We start from the raw sequence: 19,528 nt of genomic DNA, 5'->3' as shown, positions 1-19,528 counted from the left end.
TGGGGAACATAACCACTAAATATGTAGTATTTAGTATCAATATCATAGAGAATGGTGGGAAGAAAAAATGCTTGATAAATTTACCCAGCAGGTTGTATTATCTAGTGAAAAATTTAAAAAAGAAAAAGAATATTGGTTAGACAAGTTATCAGGTGATGTTGAGTTAAGTAGATTTCCTTGTGATTGTCTGTCTTTAAATAATATTCAGGCTTCTAAAGAAAGTTATTATTGTCAATTCCCATCGGATATTGCGAAGAGAGCTGTAGCAATTAGCAATAATTCTAATATGTTACTGTACACTATTTTATTATCAGGTGTGAAATATCTCTTAAGTAGATATACCGATAAGGATGATGTAGTAATTGGAATGCCAGTTTTTAAACAAGGTCAAGAAGAGACGGTTTTTCAAAACAACTTTTTATTATTACGTACTCAAATAAATCAAGAAGATAATTTTAAAGAAATAATATATAAAATTAAAGAAACAATTTTAGAGTCAAATGAACATTGTCATTTTCCTTTTAATAAACTTACTCAATTATTAAGTCTAGATGGAGAGAGTAATAATCTTCCCTTATTAAATACAATAGTAATGTTAGATGATATTCATTGTTATGAGAGTACAGATAAAATAAACTCTGATATGGTTATTAGGTTTATGAAAAATGAAGAACAGTTAAAGGTTCAAGTGGATTACAATTCTACTTTATATAGTGAAGGATTAGTTAGTAGAATAGTTAATCATTTATATAATATTTTAGATATATTAATGAAAGATCCAAATAAATCTGCAATGGATCTAGATGTAATGCCTAAAACAGAAAAGAATCAAATATTATTTGATTTCAATCATACGACTAGAGTTCATAAAACATTACTTTGTGAGACTGTAACAGCTCCTCAATTATTTGAAGAGCAGGTAAAACAGAATCCTAATCAAATAGCGATTGTATGTAATGGAAAAGAAATTACATATAAACAATTAAATATAAAAGCTAATCAGTTGGCGAGAAGGTTATTAGACCAGGGAGTTAAAAGAGAATCCATTGTTGGTGTGATGATGGAACGCTCTATTGAGATGATTGTAGGCATATTAGGTATCTTAAAAGCGGGTGGGGCGTATTTACCGATTGATACCGAGTTACCAAAACAAAGAGTGGAATATATGCTGACAGACAGCGGGTGTTCACATGTACTAACATATCAAAACTCTATTATAAAGGGAGTAGCATTTCAAGGTAGTGTAATAAATCTAATGGATATTCCTTTTGAAGAAGAACATGTAGAAGATTTGCAGATAACGATGGAACCTCAAAATTTGGCATATGTTATTTATACATCAGGTTCTACAGGCCAGCCCAAAGGGGTAATGATTGAACATCGTTCCTTAACTAATTTTTTGTGTGCAATGTATGAGGACTTCTCTCAAGATATAGGGATAACTGATAATGTACTATTCTCAAGTAGTATTTCTTTTGATGTTACTATATTTGAAATATTTGTCCCATTGGTATGTGGAGCAAGAATGACTATTTATCAAGGTGAGAAGTTTGATGTACCAAAACTTGTACAAGTCATTCTTGAGGAACAGGTTACGTTAGCATATATTCCACCTACCTTATTAAATGAAATATATGATTATTTTGTAAGGGCGAATCAGAAGATATCGTTAAATAAACTTTTCGTGGGAGTAGAACCAATTAAAACAGAATTACTCGCAAAATACGATCATCTATTTAGGGGGAACCTCCAAATATTAAATTTATACGGACCTACAGAGGCTACAGTCTGTTGTACATCTTATCAATATGAGAGGGATAAAGAAATTACAACACAAAACGTACCAATAGGTTCGCCATTGTTAAATACTAAAATTTATATATTGGATTCATTTCACAGGCTACAACCTATAGGTGTTCCAGGAGAAATATGTATTTCTGGCATAGGGTTAGCTAGGGGATACATCAATCGAAAAGAATTAACAGCAGATAAATTTATTGATCATCCATTTGAACGAGGTGAGAAATTATATAAAACAGGAGATATAGCGAGATGGCTACCTGATGGTAACATAGAATACTTGGGACGAGTTGATCATCAAGTGAAAATAAGGGGATATCGAATAGAACTAGGTGAGATAGAAGCAAGTTTGTTAAAATATGAGACAATCAAAACCGCCGTAGTAATACAGCGAGAAGATGAAAGTGGAGAAAAGTATTTATGTGCGTATGTAGTTACAGAAAAAGATATTCCTATTCCAGAGGTAAGAGCATATTTAGCAACCAAGTTACCCTATTATATGATACCTCAACAAATCATATCCATTCCAAACATACAGTTAACACAAAACGGAAAAATAGATAGAAAAAAATTACCTCAACCTATTAATAATTTGAAATCTAGTCATCTAGAGCCGACAAATTCTATAGAAAGAAAATTAGTTGAGATTTGGAAAGATGTATTAGGAATACAAAGGATAGGAATACGGGATAATTTTTTTGAGATAGGTGGTCATTCATTAAAGGCTGCTAGGCTAATTTCTATTGTTAATAAAGAATTTAATGTGCAATTATCTATTAAATCCCTATTTAAGTTTCCTGTTTTGGTTGATTTTTCAAAATGTATATTAGAAATGGAAAAAAGTAATTATATTTCCATAGAACCTGTAAAACAACAAGAGTATTATTTAGCTTCTACGTCACAAAAGAGAATGTTTATAGTAGATCAATTCGAAGATGGTACAAATACAACGTATAATATGCCCACAATACTTAAAGTAGAAGTGGATATTTGTAAAGATAAGTTTGAAAATATATTTCAATCTTTAATTGAGAGACATGAAATCTTAAGAACTTCTTTTCAAATTTTAGATGGGGAATTAGTGCAGAAAATTGAGCCTAATGTAGATTTCAATATTGAATACGTTCATGTAAATGAAAAAGATGCGGATTATTTAATACATGAGTTTATAAGTCCATTTGATTTATCAAAACCTCCATTATTAAGGGTGTTGCTTTTAAGGATAGCAGAAGAAAGACATATCCTTGTAGTAGATATGCATCATATAATATCTGATGGTTTATCAATGGGGATATTAATAAAAGAGTTTGTAGAATTGTATAAAGGAAATGAGCTTCCAAAATTGAGAGTGCAGTACAAAGACTATGTGATGTGGCAAAATGGACCTTACTATAAGAATCTAATTAGTGAACAAAAGAATTATTGGTTAACAACTTTAAAAGGAGAACTCCCGGTTTTAAATTTTCCAACCGATTTTCAAAGACCGACTATACAAAGCTTTAAAGGTAATGTTTGTTCTTTTAATTTGGGAACAGATTTAACTTTTAAAGTAAATAAGCTAGCAACTGAAACTGGTACCACGCCATATATGATTTTATTGGCCATTTATAACATACTTTTATCTAGATACACAGGTCAAGAAGACATTATTGTAGGTTCGCCTATTGCTGGAAGGTCTCATTCTGATACTAATCATATGATTGGTATGTTTATTAATACTTTGGTAATGAGAAATTATCTAGAAAATGACGATGAGTTTATTGAGTTTTTGAGTAGATTAAAACTCAATACATTAGAAGCTTATGAAAATCAAGACTATCCTTTTGAAGAACTATTAGAAGGTTTAGACTTGCATAGGGATACAAGTAGAAATCCATTATTTGATACCATGTTTGTTTTTCAAAACATGGATATGAATCCAATATCTATTGGTGAATTAGAATTTACACCGTATCCGTTTAAGCAGTCAGTTTCAAAATTTGATTTGTCATTAGTAGCAACGGAAATAGATAATAACATTCATTTAAAAGTAGAATATAGTATTAAGTTATTTAAAGCGGAGACAATAGAAAGGTTAATGGTACATTTTACAAATATAGTTGAGGAAGTAACTAATAACCCTAGAGTACGATTGCGTAATATTAATATGTTATCTATAGAAGAAGAACATTGTATTATGAATGAATTTAACAAAAAAGAGAATTCAAATTCTAATCATTTATTAGTGCATAAAATGTTCGAAGAACAAGTAAAACGGAACCCTAATCAAATAGCCGTTGTATGTAATGAAAAAGGAATTACATATAATGAATTAAATATAAAAGCTAATCAGTTGGCGAGAAGGTTATTAGACCAAGGAGTTAAAAGAGAATCCATTGTTGGTGTGATGATGAAACGCTCCATCGAGATGGTTATAGGTATATTAGGTGTCTTAAAAGCAGGTGGGGCGTATTTACCAATTGATACCGACTTACCAAAACAAAGAGTGGAATATATGCTGACAGACAGTGGGTGTTCACATGTATTAGTACATCAAAACTCTATTATAAAGGGGATAGAATTCCAAGGTAATGTAATAGATCTAATGGATATGTCTTTTGAAGAAGAACCAGGAGAAGACATGCACATGATGATAGAACCTCACAACTTAGCGTATGTTATTTATACATCAGGTTCTACAGGACAACCTAAAGGAGTAATGATTGAACATCGATCCTTGACTAACTTTTTGTGTGCAATGTATGAAGATTTCTCTCAAGATATAGGGATAACTGATAACGTTCTATTCTCAAGTAGTATTTCTTTTGATGTTACTATTTTTGAGATATTTGTCCCATTGATATATGGCGCAAGAATGACTATTTATCAAGGTGAGAAGTTTGATGTACCAAAACTTGTACAAGTCATTCTTGAGGAACAGGTTACATTATCATATATTCCACCTACTTTATTAAATGAAATATATGATTATTTTGTTAGAGATAACCAGAAGATAGTGTTAAATAAGCTACTTGTGGGAGTAGAACCCATTAAAACAGAATTACTCGCAAAATACGATCATCTATTTAGGGGGAACCTCCAAATATTAAATGGATACGGACCTACAGAGGCTACAGTTTGTTGTACATCTTATCGATATGAGAGTAATAAAGAAATTACAACACAAAACGTACCGATAGGTTCGCCATTGTTAAATACTAAAATTTATATATTGGATTCATTTCATAGGATACAACCTATAGGTGTTCCAGGTGAAATATGTATCTCTGGTATAGGGTTAGCTAGAGGATACATCAATCGAAAAGAATTAACAGCAGATAAATTTATTGATCATCCATTTGAACGAGGTGAGAAACTATATAAAACAGGGGATATAGCAAGGTGGCTACCTGATGGTAACATTGAATATTTGGGCCGAGTCGATCATCAAGTAAAAATAAGGGGATATCGAATAGAACTAGGTGAGATAGAAGCGAGTTTGTTAAAATATGAGACAATCAAAACGGCCGTAGTAATAGATCAAGAAGATGAAGCTGGGGAAAAGTATTTATGTGCATACGTAGTTACAGAAAAAGATATTCCTATTCCAGAGGTAAGAGCATATTTGGCAACAAAGTTACCACATTATATGATACCTCAACAACTTATACCAATTCACAATATACCATTAACACAAAATGGGAAAATAGATAGAAGTAAGTTACCGAAGCTAAATACACTGGGCAATAGTAATTATGTACCACCAAGAAATGAAATAGATAGTAGTTTAATTGATATTTGGAGTAGTATATTAGGCGTAAATAATATTGGTATAAATGATAATTTCTTTGAATTAGGTGGTCATTCTCTTAAGGGACTAAAGTTATTCGAAAATATCAAGAGAATGTTTAATGTGCAACTGCCATTAAGTTTATTATTTCAAAAGGCTACTATTGAACAATTAAGTGATGTAATAAGTAGGAATAAAGGAATAGACAGTGAGTGTTTAATTCCAATTCAAAATGGAACAAACAAGGATAGTCAATGGTTCATTATTCATGGGCAAGGCGGGGGTATATTAAACTATTATGATTTGGCTAGAGAATTAGGAGAGGATAAGACTGTATATGGGTTACAATCTATAGGATATGATGATAGTAGATTTCCAAACTTATCTGTAGAGGAAATGGCGGTAAGATATATAGAAGAGATTAAACAAGTAAAAAAAGAAGGGCCATATACCTTATTAGGATGGTCTTTTGGAGGAATAGTTGCATTTGAAATGGCTAGAAAATTAGAAGAACTAGGTGATAAAGTTAGTTTTCTAGGTTTACTTGATGTTCATCCTATTGAACAAGGTAGGGAGATTCTTAGTTTAAATATTAAGAATGCATTTGAAGAATTGGAAAAATTAAATGATCAGTTAGGGATTGAGAAAATTAGTTTTGAGCAAATGAGTGAAGAACAATTAATAGAATCTTTACTGAAAAAATTTACATTGAATGAAAATAGTTGTCAGCAAAATTTTGAAGATCCAATGATGAATAAGTTAAAAGTAATGATAGCTAATAGATATGCATACCTAAAATATAATTGTAAACAAAAAATAAAAGCAGATATCTTTCTATTTAATGCATCTATTAATGACATTCACCCACTAGTAGATTATAACAGATGGAATGAATATACATCAGGGGAAGTATACGCTTTGCAAGTGCCAGGTTCCCATCTGAGTATGTTAGAGAAACCGCATATTCATGAATTGGTAAAGAGTATAAAAATGAATTTTAAACAAATGCTCTTATTAGCACATGTAAATAGGTGAAATATTATTTGAAATTGTACACTATTAGTTTTCTAAAAGTCTCATAAATTCGTGTATAACATATTATGAGACTTTTTTCTTTGAGACCATTCAATAATAAATATAAAGAGGTTGGAAAATAAGTGGAAAATATGAATATAAAATAGAATATTATCCTCTGAAAATGTTTTTTACTATTAAAAATAAATAGGAATTGTTCATTGAGAGTTTTTTATATTTATATAAGATGTTAGGTGGGAAGGAAATAATGAATATATATAAGGTACGTGTGCCAAGAAATATAGAACATAATATTATGCAGAAACTTATGTGTTTGGTCTCAAAAGAAAAGCAGATGAAAATACAGAAATATAAAAGAAAGCCCGACCAATATAGTGCCTTAATTGGAGACATTATAATAAGATATTTAATTACTACAAATTTCTCAAAAGAGAATAAAGATATTAAATATAAATACAATGAATACGGAAAGCCTTATGTTGATGAGTTAAATCATTTTCATTTTAATATATCACATTCCGAAAGTTGGGTTGTTGGAGCTATTCATGAGGAAGAAGTAGGAATAGATGTAGAAAAAGTTCGGCCCATAGATACTACAATGATTAAAAATATATTTACTGAGGAAGAATTTAATTATTTAAATTCATTAAATGTAGAACAACAATTAGATGTGTTTTATGAATTATGGACTATAAAAGAAAGCTTTGTTAAATGGATAGGGAAAGGGCTAACTATACCTTTAAACTCTTTTGTTATTAATAAAAATACAATATTTTATGATGACATGTTATCTAATGAAGTTTATTATAAAAAGTTTACTATTGGTAAAGATTATAAGCTTTCTTGTTGTGCTTCTTTAGACAGTTTTCCAGAATCAATAATTGAAATTGATTTTGTTGATTTGTGTAATTACTTTATAGAAGATAAGCATTCTTACATAGTTTAAAATGAGCGATATTTCCCTAAGGAAAGAAAATTTTCGGGAATTTAATTTTGAAAATTCTAAAAGTAAAGATCTGAATAAGTAATTAAACTTGCTGGATATGCAATCATTTTACGCTTAATAGATTACTTTGTGTATATATTAGTATGCCATTCATTGTTTGTTTACTTAGATCAATGGTTACAATAATAATTGTTAGCGTTGTAGCTGTAACAATTAAGAGATTATCATAACTATAAATAGCGAGCCAGTAGAAGGAGGATATCTCTTTTAAAGAGGGCTCTTTAATGACTGCAGCAGTAATTTGCATCTTAACTGACAATCCGGAAAACGATACTTTTGAATGGGCGGATTTTATAGAGATGGGGCTATAAAAGAAACGGCCAACATTGTATGTATATTATTAGTAAAAAAGAGAATTCAAGTATGAATTGACAGAAAATTGATAAAAGAATTGAGAAAGCTGAAAATTCAGTATTTTTAGTATATTTTTAGCGTTGTAGTGTGTAATATATTCAGCAGAGCTATATCATAAAAAATAGGAATATAGACTAACAATAGAATTATATGTAAGTATTTATGAGTAAAAATAGTATTCGAGTTCATATAGGCTATATATCAACTGCTATACATTAGTTTAAAAACAAATATAGAAAAGTGTGGTAATGGATCCACTTAAATTATATTTGCAATCTATTATGTTTTATCTTAGCTGTTTAATAGTTATGATTTACATATATGTGTAAATACATTTTTGTTACATGCACTTATTCAAAAGGGAGGTAATATAATAATGGCTATTCGAAAACATTTAATTACTCTTGAGGATCTTACTGATAGTGATATTAACCAAATTGTAACTCGTGGGGTAGAGTTTGCCGCAGGTAAATCGCAACCTAATCAAATATTAGCGGGAAATATAATTGGGATTTACTTCCGTAAAACATCGACTAGAACTCGATCGGCATTTTCTGTTGCAGCATTAAAAATGGGTGCACAAATTGTAACGTATGGTCCAAATGATTTGCAAGAAAATACAGGGGAGTCTATAGAAGACACTACTCAAGTACTTTCGCGAATGCTGGATGGACTAGTAGCAAGAACTGCAGATAGTCAAAAGGAAATGGAAAAACTGGCATCTCAAAGTCGTATGGCAGTCATTAATGCAATGAGTACGGAAGAACATCCAACACAAGGGCTAACAGACTTAACAACAATGAAACAAAAATTTGGTGAAATAGCTGGATTACGGGTTTTATATATGGGAGAAGGTAATAACAGTGCTGCAGCTCTAGCTCTTTCTTTATCTCGTTTTCCAGGTACGGAGTTATATCTTTTTACACCTGCTGGTTATGGAGTGTCTCCAAGTGTGCTTGAAAAATCAAAAGAATATGCACGATTATCTGGTGCTAAAGTTATTGAATGTCATGATATAAAAATGTTACCTAGTGAAGTGGATGTTGTATATACAACAAGGTGGCAAACAACAGGGACAAGCAAAATAGATCCTTTATGGAAAGATGCATTTAATCCATTTGCAGTGACAGAGAGAATTTTGACTTTATATCCGGAGGCTACTTTCATGCATGACCTCCCAGCACACCGGGGGGAAGAAGTAGCAGCAACAGTTATTGATGGACCGAAAAGTATTGTATTTACCCAGGCCGAAAACAAGCTAAATAGTGCTATGGCAGTACTTGAATGGTGCTTAGCTTACCGATACTAAAGAATTTAGCATTTATTGTGTTTCAGCTATAAGTTCTATTTGAGCTACATTCGAAAGGACATTTAAAGTAAACATGAATATAAGTTATTTAAAAGTGATTTATATTAGAACTTACAAATGTTTAATTAATTTTTTTAGATTTTAACCAAGAAAGGAAGCAAATTATGCTCAAGAAATTAGAGAGTTTAGAAAGGGTAATCGGCAACACACCTATGATTAAATTAGAGCATGAAAAGATTAATTTGTATGCAAAACTAGAATATTACAATTTAATGAATAGTGTTAAAGTACGTGCTGCTTACCATATTATAAAATCAGCAATAAGTCGCGGTGAAGTGACTGAAAATTCTACGATTATCGAATCTTCATCTGGTAACTTTGCGGTTGCTCTTGCTACTCTTTGTAGGTATATCGGCCTGAAATTCATACCAGTTATTGATCCAAATATTAATGATAGTTATGAGAATTTTTTGAGAGCAACTTCCTATCAAGTAGCTAAAGTGGATGAACGAGATGAAACAGGTGGCTATTTATTAACGCGTTTAAATAAGGTGGAAGAACTTTTAAATACTATTCCTAAAGCATACTGGACAAATCAATATAATAATGCTGATAACTTTGAAGCCCATTATCAAGGAATTGGTGGAGAAATATCTAATGATTTTAAACAGTTAGATTATGCCTTCATTGGAGTGAGTACTGGAGGAACTATCGCTGGGGTATCTACACGATTAAAAGAAAAATTCCCTAATATTAAAATTATTGCGGTAGATAGTCAAGGGTCCATTATTTTTGGTGATAAGCCTCGTAAACGGTACATACCAGGAATTGGTGCCAGTATGATACCTGGTATGGTTAAAAAAGCATTGATTGATGATGTAATGATTGTACCGGAGGTTCATACTGTTGCAGGTTGTTATGAGCTATTTAATAAACATGCAATATTTGCTGGTGGATCATCAGGGACTTCATATTATGCAATCCAAAAGTATTTTGAAAATAAGGATGTTCAAAATACACCTAATGTTGTTTTCTTGTGTCCTGATAATGGACAAGCTTACACATCAACTATTTACAACGTAGAGTGGGTAGAATGGCTCAATACACAAAAATCAGTAGAAGACCAATTAGTTTCTTTATAAAAATGATATAGAAATGAGGAAGCAATTATGATGTATTTAAATACCAAACATATCAATGAAATGGGTGTTAATTGGGAAGAAACAATAAATGTCATTTCAAAGGCAGTAAAAAGTCTTGATTTAGATGATTTTTCTCAGCCAATTAAGCCATACTTACGTTTCGATGATCCGTCTAATAGAATTATTGCTATGCCAGCTTATATTGGAGGAGAATTTAAGGTTTCAGGAATCAAATGGATAGCTAGTTTTCCGAAGAATATTGAGAAAGGTATTCAACGTGCTCATTCAGTTACTATATTAAATGATGCTATGACTGGAAAACCATTTGCGACGCTTAATACAGCAATGGTCAGTGTTATACGAACAGCTTCTGTTACAGGGTTAATGATTCGAGAGTTTGCCAAGTTAAGAGATTTAAATAATGTTAAAGTTGGAATTATTGGATTTGGACCTATTGGTCAGATGCATTTAAAGATGGTAACTGCCCTATTAGGCGATAAAATCGAAGGTGTTTACCTATATGATATCAATGGAATTAAAGACGAATTAATTCCTGAGGAAATTTATTCTAAAACTCAAAAGGTTAATGCTTATGAAGAAGCCTATAAAGATGCTGATATTTTTATTACTTGTACTGTTTCTGCAGAAGGTTATATTGATAAGAAACCTAAAGATGGAGCGCTACTACTCAATGTTTCTCTTCGTGATTTTAAGCCTGATATCTTAGAATATACAAAATCCCTAGTTGTTGATAATTGGGAAGAAGTCTGTCGTGAAAAAACTGATGTTGAAAGGATGCACCTTGAAAGAGGTTTACAAAAAGAAGATACAGTATCAATTGCTGACGTTGTAATCCGAGGAGCACTGCAAAACTTCCCTTATGACAAAGCAATATTATTTAATCCAATGGGTATGGCCATTTTTGATGTAGCCATTGCTGCTTATTACTATCAAAGGGCTAGGGAAAAGGAAATTGGTGTTTTATTAGAAGACTAGTAAAATTATTAAAGCGCAGTTTGAAATAATTGTCTAATAGCTGCTAAATATCGGTAAACACGACTAATCATTATAGAAAATTAGTTATTTGATAAGCTTAGAATTTATGTAATTATTTGAGGAGCTGTTTTTATGAGTGAAATTATTTCGGCCTTAGATCTCTTACATCCCAAGCAAATTCGCTTTCATGAATCATATGAACACAAAAGATTGGAACAAATTTGTCGTGTAATGGAAAGCGAAGGTGTTTTACGGAATCCTCCCTTAGTATCTGAGCTTAGTGATGGTAATTATCTGTTACTTGATGGTGCCCATCGTATGAAGGCTATGATGGCATTAGGTTGTAAACGCGTTGCTGTACAGGTAGTACCTGATGAAAAAATAAAAATTCGTGCTTGGAATCATTTATTACCAATGGGGGAATGGGTAAATCATTTAAAGAAAGAACCTACAATAATTTGGTCAGGTAAGGTTATTGCTAATAAACGTTTGCTTGCAAAGATTACAGAAGCAAATAAACAAGAACATTTTTTATATGTAAGGGATTTAAATAGCGATTTATTTACCCATTTAGAGATATGGCATCGTATTGTTGGTTTATATCAACATGAGTACACGGTACGCCGTCATTCAAATGATACTGAGGTCTGGCCTCACTCAAATGAAATATTAATGAGTTATCCAGAATACTCGTTGATGGAACTGAAAAAGGTAATTGAAGCAAAGTTTTTAATGCCAGCGGGAGTTACTCGTACGACGCTTAGTGGTCGGTTATTGAATTTACGTATACCACTTCATATATTGCGTACGGAAGTATATCCTGCTGGTGAATGGGAAACGTTATGTGGAAATTGGTCAAAATGTTTACGCCTTTATGATGAGCCAATATATGTTTATGATGCTTAATATATTGTTTAATGATTATGATGTATATTTTTTATTTATTTGTAAAAATTTCATTATATGATTTATATTAATTCCAAAATATTTTTATTATGTTATAAAAACTTTTTGAATTAGTATTTAAGACTAATCTAAGAGAGGTTTGTTATCTGATGGGGTAAATATTACCAAAAAAGATAAAGTGGAGATCTCTAAAAAATTAAAAACTTTCTTGGGTGATCAATATTCACTTGAATTAGGAGATTACATAAGCTTTGAGATACTTGAATTTATAATAAAAGAATTAAATCCACATTTTAATCTAGCTACAAAAAATAGGTTGGAAATTCTCTTGAAAAATATAGAGAAAGAGATATATAGTGAATTAGTTTCACATGAAAATAACAAAGTATAGGCAATATTACATGTATTTAAATGTAGAATAGTATAAACCTATATCTACATAATGTGTTGCTATTAATTTGGTAGAATAGTGAGGAACAAGAGAATTGGTAATATACAATTTTTAGAAGAGATGGAATTGAGAAGTGAACATACTTACAATTTCATCTTTTTATTTTTGACACGCTTTTTGCAATTAAAGTATGAAAAAGGTAGCTGTACAAAAGTACAGCTACCTTTTTTAAAAAATTTCGTATACAAGAACAATTTTAGCGTAAACTTGCGCTTAATGGTACTTGAGAATAAACTGTGAAATTGTTACTATAAGTGCCATGTTTAGAAAATGAGGAAGAAATTGAACTGTTCCAACTCTTGTAGATAGATCCAGATGTATCTGCTCTTAGAAGTACGTTTGAAAAGCTAGCTTGGCTAAAAGAATTACGTCCAGTATCTTCAACGCCCTGAACCATTTTTACTGGTTCGTATTGAGAAAATGAGCCATATACAGGCTGATTTGTATATCTAGGGATTCCATTTACATACATAGTAACCGTACCATTGCCGTTATTAATTATTTTAAGGTTTACTCGATCACCATCTTTAATTGATGTATCATATTGTGTGTTCCAATACTTATTGTTTTGACCTGATTCATTATATCCTGAATTAAGAAATACTTTATATCCACTTGGTGTTTTTGAAATACCACCTTCAACTTTAGATGCTCCAATACCTAAATACCAATTCACATATCCATCCTTAACAACAACTGATTTTGGTAGGTTTATATCAGCTGCAATTCCAGTATAATTACTATTTGTAACACTTTTTATAGCACCTTCTGTAGCTGCAAAACTTGTAGTTGAAAACATTGATAGAGAAATTAGAAGTGAACCGATTAGATACATCATTTTTTTCTTACTTTTCCTTAATACTTGATTCATTTTTAAATCACCCTTATTTTTAATTATTAAATTGTATTAAAAGTTGGCCAACTAACTAAGACTTACAAACCAAAGATACATTAGGTTTAACTAAATGTATATATTTTCCTGTCATAAGTCATTGAAATGTCAAATAAATTAGATGTTTCATATTTATCAATATAGGGGGAGTTGACAGCATGAAGTGTTATGTCTATTTAAAATTATGAAGGTTTTGTTAAAAATAAGATTAAAGCTTATAAATTTGTTGGGTATAATGTGTATTACGATTTATTTAAGAGAGATAAATATGAATGGAATACCAGGGGTTTTTCAAAAGATATATTTGAAATTCTGAGAAATAAAATAAAAACAAATGAAATAAATGAATTGCTTGTGTTAAAGAATTTATTGGAATAGTTAGTAGGTAAAGGGGAATATATGATTTAAAAAAGTTAAAGGCCTTACTTCAAAAAGAGAAGAAATTACAGAATAAGACTAAGTGGAAGTTTTAGGTTTATAATTAATAGACAGTTTTAGTTAAGGAAATTTAAAAGCCGTGTCTTTAAAGACACGGCTTTTAAAAAAAGGGATAACAGTTAACAACTGAAGGTACCACCATATTACCATTATTGGGATTTTCATTCCATATTATCGTGTTGATAAATAATTTATGTTATAGAAAGTGGAATGAGGAGAGAATCTTTGTAAATTTTGTAATAAGGAAAGCGAATATTGAATTTAAAGTTATGTTTAAAAAGGAATAGAATTATTCCTTTTGCTTTGCAACGTATATTAAGCATGGTTCAAAATCATGTATAGATTATAATATGATTAAATATAGTGTGGCTAAAAAATTTCAAGACAACAATTCATTGGAACGGTAAAAACTGTTTTCGGAATAGGTGTCTTTTTTGTATTGAGTAGAATATATTTTCTCAACAGGAAAAATTGTAATTATCTATAAGTATTACTTATAAGGATAATAGGAAAATAGAAATTAATAATAAAGGAGAATGCGAAATGTTAACAGTAATATCTAATAATGACCTAGCTAAAATACGCGAAGAAGATGTAGATGTAATAAGGGTAATGGCACATCCGGTTCGATTAAAAATTATAAGCGAGTTAATACATCATAAAATGTGCAATGTTACACAGTTAACAGAAATATTAAAACTTCCACAATCCACTGTTTCACAACATTTAGCAAAGTTAAAAGGAATTGTAATCCGTGCAGAAAGAAAAGGATTAGAGATGCATTATTATATTAATAATAATAAAGCACGTCAGATTGTAGAAATTTTAGGGCTGTAGATTAACATAGAAAAAAGTTTCCTATTATAAAGGGAACTTTTTTCTATGTTAATCAAAATATAATAAGTTATAAAGAAATTACAGCTAAAAAAAAGAATGGTCTCAAATAAACATAAATAGGGTAAAAGAAGAATTGAAAAAAACTTCAAAACACAACTTCGCACGAAATACCAATTTTACGAATACTAAAGTAGTTATATAAAAATCAAATACTGCATCTAGGGATTTCAAGCTCAATTACATGAATCTTAGTGTATTTGTATGCGCCATTTAATTCATATTTCATATAAGAATGACCAAATATTAAATTACTCATAAACAATTTTTATAGGAAATTACATTTTAATTTAGTAGCGTTTTTCTTGCGTGGATCTAATTAACTCCTGATAATCATGATTAAATTAACCAATTGTTATTTTAAAACGACTTTTATATGGTTTTCATATATTCATTTTGTTTGGATTTATATATAAATTGTTTTATTTTACATACATTTAAATCTAATGTTTGTACTAGTTTTACTAAACTAATATAAATTTATTACTTGGTTATTTATCATTTTCATTAGTATGACTACAGGATTTTATTAAATTCGAGTGTATTTTAGTATTCCATAATTTAATTATGTAAATAAGTCTGTGTAAAAATTGAATTTAACGCGAACTTGTGTTCGTATCCCTTTTCTGTTATAGTATATATGAGGTGATTTTTATGGATTACAGTAAACAACGTCAAAAATCAGTACATCGTAAAAAATTATATGAGAATTTAAATGAAATGCCCTTTTACATAGAAGAATTTGTGGAGTACAAAGAATTGCATGATGCCTCTCCCTCCACCCTACTAAATTATGTATATGATTTTAGAGTCTTCTTTAATTGGCTATTATCTGAACAAATTATTGAATTTAAGCCCATTAAAGACATATCCTTCTCTGATTTGGAGAATTTAAAGAAAAAAGATGTTGAGAACTTTATGAGGTTTCTAAAACTACAACAAAACATGCAGAATTCCTCTGTTAACAGAAAAATTTCGGCTTTAAAGTCTTTATTTAAGTACCTCACCTCCCTATCAGAGAATGAAGATGGAGAATGCTATTTTTATAGAAATGTAATGGCTAAAATTGAAATACATAAAGATAAAGAAACATTAAATGCTCGTGCAAAACGTATGAGATCTAAAATATTCCATAATGATGATGATCAAGAATTTCTGAATTATGTTAAGTACGAACATGAAAAATCTTTAACAAAACATCAGTTATTCTATTTCCTAAGAGATAAGGAGCGTGATGTAGCTATCCTCTCCCTCTTTCTTGGTAGTGGTATTCGTGTAAGTGAATTGGCCGACCTCCGCATGGAAGATATAAACTTAAAGGAAAGACTAATTGATGTAATCCGAAAAGGAAACAAAGAAGATTCCGTTTGGATTACCCCAATTGCATTAAATGATCTTGAAAAATATATGGAGATTAGAGATAACAAATATGCTCCAGGGAAAGAATTACAAAATGTATTCTTATCGAAGTATAAACATACTGCACAGCCTCTTTCTGTTAGGGCTATCCAAGATATAGTTGAAAAATATACTAAAGCCTTTGGCAAAAAAATGTCTCCTCATAAATTAAGACATACATTGGCAAATAAATTATATATGGAAGAAAAGGATTCATTACAAGTGATGCAGCAACTTGGGCATACCAGTCAAGATACAGCTTTGTTATACACTCAACTTGGGGAAACAACTATTAAAGATAGTCTAGGAAGAATAGGAAAGAATAAATAATAAAAGTTCAGCAACTTTGCATTGCTGAACTTTTATTATTCCCCTTGATAAGACGATGGATTTAAAATCTACAATAAATTTACTTAATTCCAAAATTTATTATGTAAAAAATATATAGTTTAATAGGGGTTATTATACAAAGACATGAAACTCCAAACTATTTAGGGGTTCAGCCGAGATACGTGTAAAAACGGGTCATAAGTTGTATTTTATTTCCATTATGAGATTTCGGTATAACAAAAGGTGTTTTACTAGTAATGTTAAGAATTATTTTTGATACAGTATTTTGTTAAAGCAAATTTAATAGTTAGGATATTTCATATTTTCAAATAAAAAAATGTAACAAAACCTAACAATTAAAATATTTTTTGTTACATTAGATGGTATGTTATAATGAGTTATCGTTAACTTTAAGAGAATCAAGCCTACATATAGGAGGAGTCTAAATGAATTTATCTCAGGAAAAAAAACTAGAACTTATGATGCATATTATTACTTTATTATCTTTCATCATTCTCACTCTTTTTAGCATTACAATTTTTTATATACCCTTAATTTTTTATTTCATATTCAAATCAAAAAAACTTCGTATAATTGCTATTGAAACAGCCGTTTATCAGCTATTCACTTGGATTATTGTATTGATTTGGAATACTTTTGTAATGAGGGCTTTAATGTTTTCTATGTTCCATTCCGATATGAACATGAGTAATATGTCCATGATATTGTGGACAGCCCCAATTTATATAGTCCTAACTATTTTATTAGCTTTCGGGCCCCTTAAAGGAATTTTACATGTATTACAAGAGAAAGATTTTCATTATCCTATTATCTCCAAATGGATTAGCAAGTAAAAATAAATAAAGAAGAATCCAGCGAATTATGGATTCTTCTTTATTTTGTATTTAAATGCTAGTTGTATTTATAATTGAGATATTTTTTAACTTCTAAAAATACTTAAAATAAGCATCGCTAAACCGCTTAATGCCATAAAAGTAAAAGCACCATAGCCAAAAATTCCAATCCATTTTGGTAATTGATTTATGTTAGCTTTATTTGTTGGGACTCCTTGTATAGAAAACATCATTTCTTGGTCTCGATCCCTATTATTTTGTTGTTGGTACATAAACTCATCACCTTTCTGGCAATTTTACTTATAGTGTATCAAATTGGCTGCAATTGCAACAGGAAAGAACAAGTATATAATAATAAAAAGAATTACTTATATTATAATTTAAAAATAAGATAAAAATATTAAGAAAATTCAGAACGTATTGAATATATATGTACCTTTATTTATAATTGATTATGAGTTGGAGTACTAATCTGTCATCTGTTCCTTTTTCTAAAGAAGATTGAAATCAATCTTCTTTTTTTTTGTTAGTTCCTCTTTCCTCGAAAAAAGAACAAGAATTACTTAAGAATTGTGGAAATAGCTTGCTTGTAGACTAGTTGTTGCTTACCATGAACGATCATAAGAACGGTGAATTTATCCATTGAAAGGACCTGCCCACGTATTGGAACACCATTCATTAAAATTACAGTAACTTCCCCTTTTCTTTCTTTCAATTGTTCATACATATCTTCTTGTAAGTTATACATGAAATACGCCCCCTAATTGCATCTACTTTTCTTTTAATGCTTGCTACATCTCTTGGTTGTTTATTTGTATTTCCCATTCACCTTCTATTTTTCTAAACCATTCTCCTATTTTGCTTAGGTAATATCTTTTTATTTCACCATTAGGAATCCACATTTCACGTTCCTGTATTTGATTTATCACTTCATGAAGAATCTCATCATGTTCATACTTTTTAGGTTTTCTATAATGTGTTTTTACAAACTGTGTATATTCTCTACGTAACCAATTAGAAATATGTTGTCTTTGTCTTTGCTTGAGATGTGACCATTTTTTATTTGTTTAAAGGATTTTTCCATTTACTTTTATATGGTTTTTCATCGACACTCATCTCCTTTTACTAGCAAAACGAATATATAACTATCGTATCACATTTTAATTGAAATACGAATCTAGGTACATATTTCGCAAGAAATCTATCCAAAATGTGGGAATGACAGGGTTACTGTTATAGACCGCAGAGTATAATTTAATAAAAATGCTTAAAAACTTTTGACTAGATTCTTTGTAATTCCCTCTTCTAACATAATATTCCATTGAAATCAAATAATTAAATAAATTGGAAAGGCTCTGTCGCTATCTACCTTCACGAAAGTTTAGGAGGGAATCTACTGGTGAAAAATTATAATCTTTAATTATTAATATTTGTTACATAATAAGCTTTTCAAATTATTAAAGCATTACTCCTATGATTTCAATGTTTATACATGTTTAAATTGTTTTTTCTGTTTGCTTCTCAAGCATCATTTATACTACCATCAAAATATTCTTTGTTATTATACGTGATAACAAAGGGAAAATAGTAATAGCGAGCTGCCGCAATCCTGTTTGATTCTTTGAGGGAAAGTAATTCAAATACTAATTATTAATTTATGCCCATCTGTAATAATGAATTAATTACATAATAGGTATTATCTAAATCTCTTCAAACTTGAAAGTTCACTAGATTGGAACATTTATTTGAATGCAACTATGCTAAAATAGTAAATGTACCGTTAATCTTTCAGCGAATGTATAATGGCTTTTGTTACGATTTAATGTATAGTTGTAAAATAAAAAACCACTACTTAAAGTAGTGGTTTTTTATTTTACAGTTAATACTTTATAAACGACAAATTTCTAAAAAATTCAACTGCAACTTACTAAAAAATAAAGCTATATTTACTGGC

General features: G+C 30.2%; 13 protein-coding genes and 1 pseudogene. 10 read left to right on the top strand and 4 right to left on the bottom strand.

Features of this window, described 5'->3' with window-relative positions:
- Nucleotides 1–67 precede the first annotated feature (67 nt).
- From MHH27_RS29565 to MHH27_RS29535, 7 genes are all read left to right on the top strand, one after another.
- Nucleotides 68–6,604: an amino acid adenylation domain-containing protein gene (locus MHH27_RS29565; RefSeq protein ID WP_340945247.1), complete on the top strand. Its 6,537-nt coding sequence runs from the start codon at nt 68–70 to the stop codon at nt 6,602–6,604.
- Nucleotides 6,605–6,851: 247 nt separating this feature from the next.
- Nucleotides 6,852–7,550 (top strand): 4'-phosphopantetheinyl transferase family protein, encoded by a 699-nt coding sequence (locus MHH27_RS29560; RefSeq protein WP_098235268.1) that lies wholly within the window; start codon nt 6,852–6,854, stop codon nt 7,548–7,550.
- A gap of 790 nt (nt 7,551–8,340) precedes the next feature.
- The gene (locus MHH27_RS29555; RefSeq protein WP_340945241.1) at nt 8,341–9,273 is read left to right on the top strand and encodes an ornithine carbamoyltransferase; all 933 of its coding nucleotides are present in this window, start codon (nt 8,341–8,343) and stop codon (nt 9,271–9,273) included.
- Nucleotides 9,274–9,437: 164 nt separating this feature from the next.
- Nucleotides 9,438–10,415, top strand: coding sequence for a 2,3-diaminopropionate biosynthesis protein SbnA (gene sbnA, locus MHH27_RS29550; protein ID WP_098566772.1), 978 nt, complete (start codon nt 9,438–9,440; stop codon nt 10,413–10,415).
- Between the two features lie 27 nt (nt 10,416–10,442).
- Nucleotides 10,443–11,411, top strand: coding sequence for a 2,3-diaminopropionate biosynthesis protein SbnB (gene sbnB / locus MHH27_RS29545; RefSeq protein WP_098235266.1), 969 nt, complete (start codon nt 10,443–10,445; stop codon nt 11,409–11,411).
- 210 nt (nt 11,412–11,621) lie between these two features.
- The gene (locus MHH27_RS29540) at nt 11,622–12,317 is read left to right on the top strand and encodes a ParB N-terminal domain-containing protein (protein WP_240523013.1); all 696 of its coding nucleotides are present in this window, start codon (nt 11,622–11,624) and stop codon (nt 12,315–12,317) included.
- A 139-nt stretch (nt 12,318–12,456) separates the two neighbouring features.
- Nucleotides 12,457–12,708, top strand: a complete 252-nt coding sequence (locus tag MHH27_RS29535; protein ID WP_000947505.1) for a DUF2164 family protein — start codon at nt 12,457–12,459, stop codon at nt 12,706–12,708.
- 256 nt (nt 12,709–12,964) lie between these two features.
- On the opposite strand, the gene MHH27_RS29530 is transcribed toward MHH27_RS29535, so the two are convergent.
- Entirely contained in the window at nt 12,965–13,639 is a 675-nt protein-coding gene (locus MHH27_RS29530) for a hypothetical protein (RefSeq protein WP_001077581.1), read from the bottom strand.
- A gap of 1,002 nt (nt 13,640–14,641) precedes the next feature.
- Between MHH27_RS29530 and MHH27_RS29525 the strand changes: the two genes are divergently transcribed.
- The 3 genes from MHH27_RS29525 to MHH27_RS29515 all read left to right on the top strand — a co-directional run bounded on the left by MHH27_RS29525 (nt 14,642) and on the right by MHH27_RS29515 (nt 17,574).
- A complete protein-coding gene (locus MHH27_RS29525) occupies nt 14,642–14,935 on the top strand; it encodes an ArsR/SmtB family transcription factor (RefSeq protein ID WP_000958627.1) in 294 nt (97 codons plus the stop codon).
- Nucleotides 14,936–15,646: 711 nt separating this feature from the next.
- Complete coding sequence (xerS, locus tag MHH27_RS29520; RefSeq protein WP_016078424.1) at nt 15,647–16,720, top strand: tyrosine recombinase XerS; 1,074 nt, start codon at nt 15,647–15,649, stop codon at nt 16,718–16,720.
- Nucleotides 16,721–17,166: 446 nt separating this feature from the next.
- Complete coding sequence (locus tag MHH27_RS29515) at nt 17,167–17,574, top strand: hypothetical protein (RefSeq protein WP_061660212.1); 408 nt, start codon at nt 17,167–17,169, stop codon at nt 17,572–17,574.
- Nucleotides 17,575–17,660: 86 nt separating this feature from the next.
- On the opposite strand, the gene MHH27_RS29510 is transcribed toward MHH27_RS29515, so the two are convergent.
- The 3 genes and pseudogenes from MHH27_RS29510 to MHH27_RS29500 all read right to left on the bottom strand — a co-directional run bounded on the left by MHH27_RS29510 (nt 17,661) and on the right by MHH27_RS29500 (nt 18,680).
- Nucleotides 17,661–17,846, bottom strand: a complete 186-nt coding sequence (locus MHH27_RS29510) for a hypothetical protein (protein WP_098400515.1) — start codon at nt 17,844–17,846, stop codon at nt 17,661–17,663.
- A gap of 287 nt (nt 17,847–18,133) precedes the next feature.
- Entirely contained in the window at nt 18,134–18,322 is a 189-nt protein-coding gene (gene hfq / locus MHH27_RS29505) for an RNA chaperone Hfq (protein ID WP_061660214.1), read from the bottom strand.
- 43 nt (nt 18,323–18,365) lie between these two features.
- Nucleotides 18,366–18,680, bottom strand: a pseudogene (locus MHH27_RS29500) (transposase).
- Nucleotides 18,681–19,528: the final 848 nt, after the last annotated feature.

The sequence above is a fragment of the Bacillus sp. FSL L8-0152 genome (genome assembly GCF_038006365.1).
GTDB classification, from domain to species: Bacteria; Bacillota; Bacilli; order Bacillales; family Bacillaceae_G; genus Bacillus_A; species Bacillus_A cereus.
Note: the sequence above shows the minus strand (reverse complement) of the source record. Positions and strands in the feature narration are given on the sequence as shown.

Bases quoted from the DNA above. Each gene is read 5' to 3' on its own strand.
- MHH27_RS29565 (WP_340945247.1), top strand. From the start codon at position 68: ATGCTTGATAAATTTACCCAGCAGGTTGTATTATCTAGTGAAAAATTT.
- MHH27_RS29560 (WP_098235268.1), top strand. From the start codon at position 6,852: ATGAATATATATAAGGTACGTGTGCCAAGAAATATAGAACATAATATT.
- MHH27_RS29555 (WP_340945241.1), top strand. From the start codon at position 8,341: ATGGCTATTCGAAAACATTTAATTACTCTTGAGGATCTTACTGATAGT.
- sbnA (WP_098566772.1), top strand. From the start codon at position 9,438: ATGCTCAAGAAATTAGAGAGTTTAGAAAGGGTAATCGGCAACACACCT.
- sbnB (WP_098235266.1), top strand. From the start codon at position 10,443: ATGATGTATTTAAATACCAAACATATCAATGAAATGGGTGTTAATTGG.
- MHH27_RS29530 (WP_001077581.1), bottom strand. From the start codon at position 13,639: ATGAATCAAGTATTAAGGAAAAGTAAGAAAAAAATGATGTATCTAATC.
- MHH27_RS29525 (WP_000958627.1), top strand. From the start codon at position 14,642: ATGTTAACAGTAATATCTAATAATGACCTAGCTAAAATACGCGAAGAA.
- xerS (WP_016078424.1), top strand. From the start codon at position 15,647: ATGGATTACAGTAAACAACGTCAAAAATCAGTACATCGTAAAAAATTA.
- MHH27_RS29515 (WP_061660212.1), top strand. From the start codon at position 17,167: ATGAATTTATCTCAGGAAAAAAAACTAGAACTTATGATGCATATTATT.
- MHH27_RS29510 (WP_098400515.1), bottom strand. From the start codon at position 17,846: ATGTACCAACAACAAAATAATAGGGATCGAGACCAAGAAATGATGTTT.
- hfq (WP_061660214.1), bottom strand. From the start codon at position 18,322: ATGTATAACTTACAAGAAGATATGTATGAACAATTGAAAGAAAGAAAA.